The sequence below is a fragment of the Streptomyces chrestomyceticus JCM 4735 genome, assembly GCF_003865135.1.
GTDB classification, from domain to species: Bacteria; Actinomycetota; Actinomycetes; order Streptomycetales; family Streptomycetaceae; genus Streptomyces; species Streptomyces chrestomyceticus.
Genome location: NZ_BHZC01000001.1, coordinates 3,371,972 through 3,383,561, shown reverse-complemented (window position 1 = coordinate 3,383,561; position 11,590 = coordinate 3,371,972). Strand labels below are relative to the sequence as shown.

Genomic DNA, 11,590 nt, shown 5'->3' with positions numbered 1-11,590 from the left:
CGCCACGTGCGGCGGGACGGGCCGCCGGGCGCCCGCGGCCGGGCACGGACCCCGGCCTATGCTCGCGGCATGTCTGACGTTCTCGATCTGGTCGAAGCCCGCCTGCGTACGACCCTGGGCGAGCCGGACGCGCGCGCCGCCGTCACCTTCCTCGGGACCGACCGTGTCGAGGTCCTGCGCTTCACCGGCGGCGGCCCGGACGGCGATCTGGTGCGCTATGTCACGCTCGGCATGTCGGACCGGCCGATGACCGACCCCACGGCGGTGCTGGCTGACCCGCTGCGCGGCCCGCGCGCCGAACTGGTGCTGTCGGTGAAGGCGGGCCGGGCCGATGTCGACAAGGTGCTGCGGCCGCTCGCCGTGCTCGCCGCTTCCCCGCAGGTCGAGGGCGTGATCGTGGCGCCGGGGGCGTCGCTGGACGTGGGGGAGCCGCTGTGGCCGGGCGCGCCCTTCACCTCCGTACTGGTCGCGGAGCCGGGCGGTCTGGTGGCGGACCTGGAACTGGACGAGCCGCTGGACCCGGTCCGCTTCCTGCCCCTGCTGCCGATGACGTCCAACGAGGCCGCCTGGAAGCGGGTGCACGGCGCCGAGGCGCTCCAGGAGCGGTGGCTCAAGGGCGGGACGGATCTGCGCGATCCGCTGCGGTCGGGCGTGGCGCTGACGTAGCGGCGTACGGGGGTGGCGGTGACCTGACGCCGTACGGGGGCGGTGTACGGGAGCGACGCCGACCTGACGGCGTACGGCGCGCCGGCCCGGATGGGCGGCGCGCCGTACCGTGCCGACGGGGGCGCTGTCAGTTGGCGAAGGCGGACACGCCGTCCTCGGTCGCGTGCTGCGGCTCCAGCTCGTGCGCCCGTACGGTCAGCGCCCGGCGCCGTACGGCCACGATGGCCGCGCCGACCAGCGCCGCCAGGGCCGCGACCACGAACGGGATGTGGATGTCGGTCCACTCCTCGATCTTCGGCGCCAGGAACGGCGCGGCCGCGGCGGCGAACCAGCGCACGAAGTTGTAGCCCGCGCTCGCCACCGGCCGCGGCGCGTCGGAGACGCCGAGCGCCAGTTCCGTGAAGACGGTGTTGTTCAGGCCGATGAAGGCGCCGGACAGGATCGTGCAGACGACGGCCGTGACGTGGTTGCCGTACCCGAGGACCAGGAGGTCGACGGCGAGCAGCACCAGTGAGCCGCCCAGGACCTTCAGCGACCCGAAGCGCTCCTGGAGGCGCGGTGCCACCAGCACGGAGAAGACGGCGAGCAGCACGCCCCAGGCGAAGAAGACCCCGCCGGACTTGTACGGGCTCATGTCCAGCACGAAGGGCGTGAAGGCGAGCACCGTGAAGAACGCGTAGTTGTAGAAGAACGCGGAGACGGCGGCGGAGGCCAGCCCGCCGTGGCCCAGGGCCTTGATCGGGTCCAGTACCGACGTCTTGCGCGCAGGCCGGGGCTGTTCCTTGAGGAAGACCGTGATGGCGATGAAGCCGACGGCCATCAGGACGGCGGTGCCGAAGAAGGGGTAGCGCCACTTCATGTCGCCGAGGACCGCGCCGAGCAGTGGGCCGCAGGCCATGCCGAGGCCGAGCGCCGACTCGTACAGCAGGATCGCCGCTGCGCTTCCTCCGGCCGCCGCGCCCACAATGACAGCGAGCGAGGTGGAGACGAACAGCGCGTTGCCCAGCCCCCAGCCGGCCCGGAAGCCGACCAGTTCGCCCACCGAGGAGGACGTGCCGGACAGGGCAGCGAAGACCACTACGAGCGCCAGCCCGGCGAGCAGCGTCTTGCGGCCGCCGATCCGGCTGGAGACGAAGCCGGTGACCAGCATCGCGACCGCGGTGATCAGGAAGTAGGAGGTGAACAGCAGGGAGACCTGGCTGTTGGAGGCGTGCAGGCCCTTGGCTATGGAGGGCAGGATCGGGTCGACGAGGCCGATGCCCATGAAGGCGACGACCGAGGCGCCCGCGGTGGCCCAGACGGCCATCGGCTGGCGCAGGATGCTGGTGCCGCCCTCGTCGAACGGATCGTCTCCGGCGCCGCCGCGGTGGCCGCTCGTGCCGTGTGCCGACATGCCGTGGTCCCCTTTCTGCTCGTTCTGCTGGCCGGTGGCTGGAACGTTGTTGTTTACACACAATAAGTTAGCCGCTCTAAAGAATGCAAGCTACAACTACATTGCCGGGGAGCCGTGGCTACCGGCCCGGGACGCCGGATGGGTGATCGTCCTTGACGCGGCGCCCGGCCGGGAGGACCGTGGGGCTCTATGAGGGGCGAACCCAGTTGCCCGAAGTGCGGTGGCCGGGTGCGGGCGCCCGGTCTCTTTGCCGACTCCTGGCAGTGCGGCGTGCACGGCACCGTGCACCCGCTGCAACCGGTCGTCCCGCCCAGCGTCGAGGCGCTGGCCGTGGTCGTACGCCGGGCCCGGGTGCCGGTGTGGATGCCGTGGCCGCTGCCCGTCGGCTGGCTGTTCACGGGCGTGTCCTGCGCGGGCGACGACCGCAGCGGCGGGCGCGCCACCGCGGTGGCCTGCTCGGGACCCGGACCGCTCGGCGGGCCCGGTGAACTGCTACTGATCGCGGAGGAGCTGGGCGTCGGCCTGGGCGCGCGCTACGCGGGCATCGACGGCCCCGACCCCGGCCCGCACATGTGCGTGAACAAGCCGCCGCACGTGAAGGTGCTGGCGGCCGGGCGCCCGACCCCGCTGTGGCATGTCGAAGGCGCCCCCGAGGACCGGGCGGTCTTCGCCGGGGAGGCGCGCGGGCTGTGGCTGTGGGCGGTGGTCTGGCCCGCCGAGTCGGGCCTGCTGCTCTACGACGAACTGGTCCTCACCGACCTGAGGGACGCGGGCGCCGAGGTCGATCTGCTGCCGTGCGGGGCGCTGTCGCCGCGGTTGTTGACGTGAGGGTGGGCGGACGGGGACCGGTTCTCCGGAGCCCGGCGGGGCCGAGGCGGTTTCTCGTGTGGCGCGGCTGCTCACCCGTACGGGAAGCGGTCGCTCAAGGGGACCGGCGGCGGTCGACGGTGTGACGGAGCCCGCGCGGGCGCGTGTTCGAGGGGTCGGTGGGCGGCCGGTATCCTTCTGAGGTCCCCTGGCCGGCCCCGCAGCAGTCTGGAGTTCAGCGTCGTGCGCATCGATCTGCACACCCACTCCACTGCTTCCGACGGTACGGACACCCCCGCCGAGCTGGTGCGCAACGCCGCCGCTGCCGGGCTGGACGTCGTCGCGCTGACCGACCACGACTCCGTGGGCGGATACGCCGAGGCCCGGGACGCGCTGCCCGAGGGGCTCACACTGGTCACCGGTGCCGAGCTGTCCTGCCGGATCGGCGGGGTGAGCATGCACATGCTGGCCTACCTGTTCGACCCCGAGGAGCCCGAGCTGGCCCGGGAGCGCGAACTGGTCCGCGACGACCGGGTGCCGCGGGCCCGCGGCATGGTCGCCAAGCTGCGCGAACTGGGTGTCCCGATCACCTGGGAACAGGTGGCGCGGATCGCCGGGGACGGCGCCGTGGGGCGGCCGCACGTGGCCGCCGCGATGGTGGAACTGGGCGTCGTCGAGACCGTCTCCGACGCCTTCACGCCGCAGTGGCTCGCCAACGACGGCCGGGCCTACGTCGACAAGCACGAACTGGACCCGTTCGACGCGGTCCGGCTGGTCAAGGCCGCGGGCGGGGTGACGGTCTTCGCCCACCCGATGGCGGTCAAGCGCGGGCGGACCGTGCCCGAGAACGTCATCGCCGAGCTGGCGGCGGCAGGGCTGGACGGCGTCGAGGTGGACCACATGGACCACGACGACGCCGCGCGGTCCCGGCTGCGCGGACTCGCCGCCGACCTCGGTCTGCTGACCACCGGTTCCAGCGACTACCACGGCAGCCGCAAGACCGTCGCGCTCGGTGAGTACACCACCGACCCCGAGATATACGGCGAGATCGTGCGCCGTGCCTTCGGCGCCTTCCCCGTTCCCGGCGCGGGCGGCTGACCGTACCGCGCTCCGGCCGGCGGGCAGGTTCCCGTACCGGCCGGACGGGCACGTTCGTGCTCCGGCCGGCGGGTGATCCTCCCGCCGCGCCCTGTCCGGGCCGCTCCCGCCCGCTCACGCGCCCGCGCGCGTGAGCCTGCGCGCTCCCTCCCTCTCACCACCCTCTTCTTTTTCCCCTCTCGTCACACCGCTCTCTCGTACCACCTCTCGCAAGGCCATCACTGTGTTCGACTTCGCTGTCTTCAGTACGCTCTTCGTCACCCTTTTCGTGATCATGGACCCGCCCGGGATCATCCCGATCTTCCTCGCCCTCAGCTCCGGCCGTCCCGCCAAGGTGCAGCGGAAGATGGCCTGGCAGGCGGCCACCGTCGCGTTCTGCGTCATCGCCGTCTTCGGTCTCTTCGGTGAGCAGATCCTCGGCCGGCTGCACATCACCCCGCCCGCCCTGATGATCGCGGGCGGGCTACTGCTCCTGCTCGTCGCGCTCAGCCTGCTGACCGGCAAGTCGGAACAGCCCACCCAGACCAAGGACGTCAATGTGGCGCTGGTGCCCCTGGGTATGCCGCTGCTGGCGGGGCCGGGCGCCATCGTCTCGGTGATCCTCGCGGTGCAGCACGCGGACGGGGTCAGCGGTGAGCTGTCGGTGTGGGCGGCGATCGCCGCCATCCATGTGGTGCTCTACCTGGTGATGCGCTTCTCGCTGGTCATCATCCGGGTGATCAAGGACGGCGGGGTGGTGCTGGTGACCCGGCTGGCGGGCATGATGCTCTCCGCGCTCGCGGTGCAGCAGATCATCAACGGCGTCATGCAGGTCGTACGCGGCGGGTGAGCTGAGCGATTGCGTACGGCGGCCGGGTGGTCGGCCGGTCGGGCAGCCGAGCGGCCGGGCCGGCGGGCCTTCGGCGGTCCCGCGCGCCCGGCTGGGCCCGGACGCGCGAAGCGCCCCGCGCGAAAGGTTTCGTGCGGGGCGCTCCGTGCGCCGGACATGGGCGCGTCACGCGCTCATGAGTGACGCGGTGTGTGCGTCATCGGGCGGCGGTATCGGCTGGGCGGATGTAGATGCGCTGGCCGACTGCGGCGGCCTGCTGCACGATCCGGTTGACGGAGGCGGCGTCCACGACGGTGCTGTCCACGGCGGTGCCGTCGACATCGTCCAGGCGCATGATCTCGAAGCGCATAAGGCTTCTCCCTTCGTCTGATCCTCCTGCGGAGAACTTTGCTGTTGTACGGGGTACTCACGGGGCGACGGTGCCCTGCGTTCCCAGTGGGTACAACGACATGCTCCCTGCAATCATTCCCTACGCTAAAGAAAATTTTCGGCCGTCTAAGTACTGGTGGGTAGTGAGAGCGGTTGTGCGCGCTGAGTGACCGGCCGGACAATGGGCCCGTATGAACGACGACGCCCGGCCCACCGGCCCCTCTCCCGACCTCACCGCGGTGCTCGCGCGGATCGAGCGCACCAACGAGCTGCTCACGCGGGTGCTCGCCGAGGTCGCCACCACCCCGTCCACCCACGCGGCCTTCGTCGACGCGGGCTATGTGTACGCCGCCGCCGGGCGGCTGGTCGCCGGGACGGAGGACCGCCGGGCCTTCGAGCTGGACGCCGAGGGCCTCATCGAGGCGTTCATCGACAAGGCCCGCACGATCTTCCCGGACAGCCGGCTGCTGCGCGTGTACTGGTACGACGGCGCCCGGCGCCGCATCCACACCATGGAGCAGCAGCGCGTCGCCGAGCTGCCGGACGTCAAGGTGCGGCTCGGCAACCTGAACGCCAACAACCAGCAGAAGGGCGTCGACTCGCTGATCCGCTCCGACCTGGAGTCGCTGGCCCGGCACCGCGCGATCAGCGACGCGGTCCTGATCGGCGGCGACGAGGACCTGGTCTCGGCGGTGGAGGCCGCGCAGGGGTACGGCGCTCGGGTCCACCTGTGGGGCATCGAGGCGGTCGGCGGGCGCAACCAGGCCGAGCCGCTGCTGTGGGAGGTCGACAGCCAGCGCACCTTCGACCTGGAGTTCTGCAAGCCGTACGTGACCCGGCGGGCCGTCGTCCCGCCCGATCACGGGGACGCGGCGGCCGACGGCACCGGCAACGGCGGCACGGCGCCCACGCGCGACGAGGTGCGCTTCGTCGGCGCGCGGGTCGCCGCGCGATGGCTGGGTGAACGCGGCGTCCCCTGGGTCACCGAGCTGCTGCCCGGCCACCCGTACCTGCCGGGCGCCGTCGACCAGGAGCTGCTGACGGCCGCCGAGGCGCTGCTGCACCACTCGTTGCGCGGGCACGCGGACCTGCGGCGGGTGCTGCGGGACGGCTTCTGGGAGCACGTACAGGCGCAGTGTTAGGGGGCGGGAGACCGGGCGACCGGCGGGCGCAGGCTCCGGCGGCCGGTGTGCGGGACGGCGGAAGGTCGTACGTTCGGGCGCGTCGATGGCTTCGCGGAGGTACGGTGACGACGCGCGCCGGGGCGCGCGCCCCGCTCAGTCGGTGCTGTGCCAGAACTCCGCGAGTGCCGCCGCCGTCTCGGCCGGACGTTCCACGTTGGGGGAGTGCTCCGCGCCCTCGACGACCGTACGCCGGGCTCCCAGCCGTGCGGCCATCGCGTCCATCTCCGGCACCGGCCACGCGTAGTCGACGGTGCCCGACACGACGTGCTTGGGCAGCGGTACGGCGGCCAGCTCCGCCACCCGGTCCGGTTCCGACACCATCTGCCGCCCGGTGGCGACCAACTGCTCCGGGACGGTGTTCATCCAGCGCTGGTGGAGGAAGGCGCCGATCTCCGGCGGGGTGGCCGCGTCCTCGGCCTCCGGCGGGTCCAGCTCGCGCATGGCCAGCCACACCGCCTGCATGTCCAGCGTCCCGAGGGCGTCGATGAGCATCCGTACGCGGGCCTGCTGGGACGCGGCGATGGCGGCCGGGCCCGAACTCATGACGGTCAGGGAACGGAAGGGCGCCGGGTCGCGCAGGACGGCGGCCCGGGTGAGGAGACCGCCGAGGGAGTGCCCGAGGAGGTGCACCGGGCCGTCGCCCAGGGCGCGGGCCTGAGCGGCCACGTCCTGTGCCAACTCGCCCTGTGCGTAAGCGGATTCGTCACGTGGCCCGGGTGACTCGTGCTGACCGCGGCCGTCCACGGCCACCACCCGGAACCCCGCGGCGGCCAGTGGTGCCAGGAGGGCGATGAAGTCCTCCTTGCTGCCCGTGAACCCCGGCACGAGCAGCGCGGTCCCGGCGGGAGTCCCGTCGGGCCGGGCATCGTGCACGGCGAACTCACCGCGCGTGGTGACGAGTCGGCGCGCGCGGGCGCACGGGGGCAAGGTGAGGGTGGGCGGCCTGCTCATGGAACGAGGCTATCCGGGGCCCGGGAAGCCACCGCGCGCGGGCGCATTCGCCGATGAACCGGCTACGTATCCACCGAGGATCCGGCCTCACGCATGCCGGTGGCTCGGCTCCGCGTACGCCGAGGATCCGGTCTCACGCACGCCGACGGCCCGGCTCCCCACCCGCCGACGAACCGGCTCCGCACGCCGACGATCCGCCCCCGCATCCACCGACACCCCGGCCCCGCACACGCCGACGGCCCGGCCCCCGCCTGTGCGGGAACCGGGCCGTCGTACGGTCGGGATCAGCCCTCGGCCGGGGCCTCCGCCGTGGCCTTCTTCGTGGCCGTCTTGCGGGTGCGGCGCGGCTTGGCCGGGGCCTCGTCCGCGGCGGCGTCGGCGGCCGGGGCCGCCTCGGCCTTCGCGGCCGTCTTACGAGCACGGCGCGGCTTGGCGGGCGCGTCGTCCTCCGCAGCCGTACCGGCGTCGGCCGCAGGGGCCTCCGCCGTGGCCTTCTTGGCCGCCGTCTTGCGGGTGCGGCGCGGCTTGGCGGCCGCCTCGTCCGCGACGGTCTCCGCGGCGTCCACCGCGGCCTCCGCCTTCTTGGTGGCGGCGGTCTTGCGGGTACGGCGCGGCTTGGCCGGGGCTTCGTCGGCCACGGCCTCGGTGCCTTCGGCCGTGTCGACCGTGGCTTCGGCCTTCTTGGTGGCGGCGGTCTTGCGGGTACGGCGGGGCTTGGCGGGCGCCTCGTCCGCGACCGGCTCCGCGCTCTCCGCCGCCTCCTCGGCAGCCTTGGCGGCCGCCGTCTTGCGCGTACGGCGGGGCTTGGCCGGGGCCTCGTCCGCGACGACCTCGGCACCCTCGACCGTCTCCACGGCGGCTTCGGCCTTCTTGGTGGCGGCCGTCTTACGGGTGCGGCGCGGCTTGGCCGGGGCCTCGTCCGCGACCGGCTCGGCGGCCTCGACCGTCTCCACGGCGGCCTCGGCCTTCTTGGCGGCGGCCGTCTTGCGGGTACGGCGGGGCTTGGCCGGGGCCTCGTCCGCGACCGGCTCGGCCACGGCGGCCGTCTCGGCCACGGCGGCCGGCTCCGCGCTCTCCACCGTCTCCACGACGGCTTCCGCCGCGGGCTTGGCGCTGCGCGTCCGGCGGCGCGGCTTAACGGGCGCCTCGTCCGCGACCGGCTCGGTGACGGCCGGCTCGGTGACGGCCGGGGCTTCCGCGGCGACCGGCGCCTCGGCGGTGGCCTGCGCCGGAACCTTGACGGTCCCGGTGGGGCCCTCGACCGTGTCCACGGCAGTGGCCGCCGCAGTGCGGGCCGTCTCCGCCTTGGCGGCGGAGTTCGCACCGCCCCGCGTACGGCGGCGGCGCGGCTTCGACGGCGCCGCGGTGGCGTCAGCGGTCTGCGCGGCCTCGGACGCGACGGTTTCGGCGGCCGGTGCCGCCTGGTCACGGGCCGGCGTCACGGCGGCCGGCGCGTTGCCGGATCCGCCGCGCGTACGGCGACGACGGCGCGGCTGGCGCGGCCCGTCGGTGGCGGGGGCACCATCCTCGGGCGCGCCGGACGTACCGGACGTCTCGGGGGCGTCCACCCCGTCCACCCCGTCCACCAGCGCGCCGCCCCGCGTGCGCCGACGCTGGCGCGGCGTACGGCTGCGGCTCGGGCGCTCCTCCTCGACGGCGGGCGCGCCCCGGCGCGGACCGCGGCCGCGGCCGCCGGTCTCGCCCAGGTCCTCGACCTCTTCGGCCGCCAGCCCGGCCCGCTTGCGCTCCGCGCGCGGCAGGACACCGGTCGTGCCCTCGGGGATCTCCAGCAGCTCGTAGAGGTGCGCGGAGGTGGAGTACGTCTCCTCCGGCTCGTCGAACGGCAGGTCCAGCGCCTTGTTGATCAGCTTCCAGCGCGGGATGTCGTCCCAGTCGACCAGCGTGATCGCGATGCCCTTGGCACCCGCGCGGCCGGTCCGGCCGATCCGGTGCAGGTAGGTCTTCTCGTCCTCGGGGGACTGGTAGTTGACGACATGCGTCACGCCCTCGACGTCGATGCCGCGGGCGGCGACGTCGGTGCAGACCAGCACGTCGACCTTGCCGTTGCGGAACGCGCGGAGCGCCTGCTCGCGCGCGCCCTGGCCGAGGTCGCCGTGGACCGCGCCGGAGGCGAAGCCGCGGCGCGCGAGCTGGTCGGCGATGTCGGCGGCGGTCCGCTTCGTACGGCAGAAGATCATCGCGAGGCCGCGGCCGTTCGACTGCAGGATGCGGGAGACCATCTCCGGCTTGTCCATCGAGTGCGCGCGGAAGACGTGCTGCTTGATGTTGGCGACGGTCTGGCCCTCGTCGTCCGGCGCGGCGGCGCGGATGTGCGTGGGCTGCGACATGTAGCGGCGGGCCAGGCCGATGACCGCGCCCGGCATGGTCGCGGAGAACAGCATGGTCTGGCGGCGGACCGGCAGCATGTTGATGATGCGCTCGACGTCCGGCAGGAAGCCGAGGTCCAGCATCTCGTCGGCCTCGTCCAGGACGAGCGCCTTGACGTGCGAGAGGTTCAGCTTCTTCTGGCCCGCCAGGTCCAGCAGCCGGCCCGGGGTGCCGACGACCACGTCGACGCCCTTCTTCAGGGCCTCGACCTGGGGCTCGTACGCCCGGCCGCCGTAGATCGACAGCACCCGTACGTTACGGACCTTGCCGGCGGTCAGGAGGTCGTTGGTGACCTGCTGGCACAGCTCGCGGGTGGGAACCACCACGAGGGCCTGCGGGGCCTCGGTGAGCTGCTCGGGCTTGGCCCGGCCCGCCTCGACGTCCGCGGGGACGGTGACGCGCTCCAGCAGCGGGAGGCCGAATCCCAGGGTCTTGCCGGTGCCGGTCTTGGCCTGGCCGATGACGTCGGAGCCCGCGAGGGCCACCGGGAGCGTCATCTCCTGGATGGGGAAGGGGGACGTGATGCCGACGGCCTCAAGGGCTTCGGCGGTTTCGGGAAGGATCCCGAGGTCTCGGAACGTAGACAGAATCTTGCCTCTTCTGTGAGACGCGGCAGGAGGCGGCCAAGGGGTCGTACCGCGCCCTCGCACGGTTTCGTACGGGTCGGCCTCGATCGGCCGGACGGGCGCGGGACCACTGCCTTCGCTCAAGCACTCATACCGCGAGCGGTGTCCCTCCCGCTGTGCGTACGTCTCGTACGCGCCGCGAAAGAGGGCGGTCGGGTTGGAGCCGATCGGGCCACCGACCGGGCATCCGCATGCGTGGAACAACCCGCCGATACTCGGCGGGCGCATTACCACCATACCCCGGATAGCCAGACGTGTGTCCGGGCAATCGTTCGGTCGGGTGGGACGGGAGTGGCTGACCAGCCACTTACCCCGGTTGCGCAGCGGGCTATTGTGCGCTTCATGGAGACGCCTGACAACGCTGCGCACACCGCCGAAGATGACCGAGAACACACCGGGATCGCCGCTCAGGACTGGGCCGCGGCCTCCGCGGAGCCGCAGTACCGGGCCGCGGTGATCGACCTGCTGGGCGCCCTCGCCTACGGCGAGCTGTCCGCCTTCGAGCGCCTCGCGGAGGACGCGAAGCTGGCGCCGACGATGGACGACAAGGCGGAGCTGGCCAAGATGGCGTCGGCCGAATTCCATCACTTCGAGCGGCTGCGGGACCGCCTCGCGCACATCGAGGCGGAGCCGAACGAGGCGATGGAGCCGTTCGCGGCGGCGCTGGACGAGTTCCACCGGCAGACCGCCCCGTCGGACTGGCTGGAGGGCCTGGTCAAGGCGTACGTCGGCGACTCGATCGCCAGTGACTTCTACCGCGAGGTGGCGGCCCGGCTCGACTCCGACACCCGGGACCTGGTCCTCGGCGTCCTCGACGACACCGGGCACGCGACGTTCGCCGTCGAGAAGGTACGGGCCGCGATCGACGCCGACCCGCGCGTCGGCGGGCGGCTCGCGCTGTGGGCCCGGCGGCTGATGGGCGAGGCGCTGTCCCAGGCGCAGCGGGTCGTGGCCGACCGGGACTCGCTGTCGACGATGCTGGTGGGCGGCGTGGCCGACGGGTTCGACCTCGCGGAGGTCGGCCGGATGTTCTCGCGGATCACCGAGGCGCACACGAAGCGGATGGCCGCGCTGGGGCTGGCCGCGTAGCGGACGAGAGCGGGCAGGAGCGGACGAGAGCGGCAGGGGGCGGGCGGGTGAGCCCTGCACCGCCCCGTTGACCGATGTGCGGCCCGCCGTCGGCGGGCGGCCCCGGGCTCGGCGCCCCGTCGTACCGACGCCGGAGGGGCTGGACACCTGTCCAGCCCCTCCGGCGTGAAAATCCGCAGAAATCTCGGGG

At 73.0% G+C, this 11,590-nt stretch carries 10 protein-coding genes; 6 read left to right on the top strand and 4 right to left on the bottom strand.

Annotation, left to right across the window (positions count from 1 at the left end; translation table 11 throughout):
- The first annotated feature begins 69 nt into the window (after window positions 1-69).
- The gene (locus tag EJG53_RS13955) at window positions 70-666 is read left to right on the top strand and encodes a suppressor of fused domain protein (RefSeq protein WP_125045115.1); all 597 of its coding nucleotides are present in this window, start codon (window positions 70-72) and stop codon (window positions 664-666) included.
- A gap of 127 nt (window positions 667-793) precedes the next feature.
- Here the strand turns inward: EJG53_RS13955 and EJG53_RS13950 are convergent, their stop codons facing one another.
- On the bottom strand, window positions 794-2,059 hold the full coding sequence (locus tag EJG53_RS13950) for an MFS transporter (protein WP_125045114.1): 1,266 nt from the start codon (window positions 2,057-2,059) through the stop codon (window positions 794-796).
- Window positions 2,060-2,248: 189 nt separating this feature from the next.
- Between EJG53_RS13950 and EJG53_RS13945 the strand changes: the two genes are divergently transcribed.
- From EJG53_RS13945 to EJG53_RS13935, 3 genes are all read left to right on the top strand, one after another.
- Window positions 2,249-2,887: a DUF6758 family protein gene (locus EJG53_RS13945; RefSeq protein WP_030020315.1), complete on the top strand. Its 639-nt coding sequence runs from the start codon at window positions 2,249-2,251 to the stop codon at window positions 2,885-2,887.
- Window positions 2,888-3,109: 222 nt separating this feature from the next.
- Complete coding sequence (locus tag EJG53_RS13940) at window positions 3,110-3,964, top strand: PHP domain-containing protein (RefSeq protein ID WP_125045113.1); 855 nt, start codon at window positions 3,110-3,112, stop codon at window positions 3,962-3,964.
- Between the two features lie 223 nt (window positions 3,965-4,187).
- Window positions 4,188-4,793, top strand: a complete 606-nt coding sequence (locus EJG53_RS13935) for a MarC family protein (RefSeq protein WP_030020317.1) — start codon at window positions 4,188-4,190, stop codon at window positions 4,791-4,793.
- Window positions 4,794-4,989: 196 nt separating this feature from the next.
- On the opposite strand, the gene EJG53_RS41090 is transcribed toward EJG53_RS13935, so the two are convergent.
- The gene (locus EJG53_RS41090; RefSeq protein ID WP_003985759.1) at window positions 4,990-5,142 is read right to left on the bottom strand and encodes a hypothetical protein; all 153 of its coding nucleotides are present in this window, start codon (window positions 5,140-5,142) and stop codon (window positions 4,990-4,992) included.
- Window positions 5,143-5,353: 211 nt separating this feature from the next.
- Here EJG53_RS41090 and EJG53_RS13930 point away from each other — a divergent pair, with 211 nt between their 5' ends.
- A complete protein-coding gene (locus tag EJG53_RS13930) occupies window positions 5,354-6,304 on the top strand; it encodes an NYN domain-containing protein (protein ID WP_125045112.1) in 951 nt (316 codons plus the stop codon).
- Between the two features lie 135 nt (window positions 6,305-6,439).
- On the opposite strand, the gene EJG53_RS13925 is transcribed toward EJG53_RS13930, so the two are convergent.
- Both EJG53_RS13925 and EJG53_RS13920 read right to left on the bottom strand, forming a co-directional pair.
- Window positions 6,440-7,297: an alpha/beta fold hydrolase gene (locus EJG53_RS13925; protein ID WP_125045111.1), complete on the bottom strand. Its 858-nt coding sequence runs from the start codon at window positions 7,295-7,297 to the stop codon at window positions 6,440-6,442.
- 284 nt (window positions 7,298-7,581) lie between these two features.
- Window positions 7,582-10,182 carry a DEAD/DEAH box helicase gene (locus EJG53_RS13920; protein ID WP_244955132.1) on the bottom strand — a complete coding sequence of 867 codons (2,601 nt, stop codon included), beginning with the start codon at window positions 10,180-10,182 and terminating at the stop codon, window positions 7,582-7,584.
- A gap of 462 nt (window positions 10,183-10,644) precedes the next feature.
- On the opposite strand from EJG53_RS13920, the gene EJG53_RS13915 reads away from it, so the two are divergent.
- A complete protein-coding gene (locus EJG53_RS13915; RefSeq protein WP_031001019.1) occupies window positions 10,645-11,400 on the top strand; it encodes a ferritin-like fold-containing protein in 756 nt (251 codons plus the stop codon).
- Window positions 11,401-11,590 lie beyond the last annotated feature (190 nt).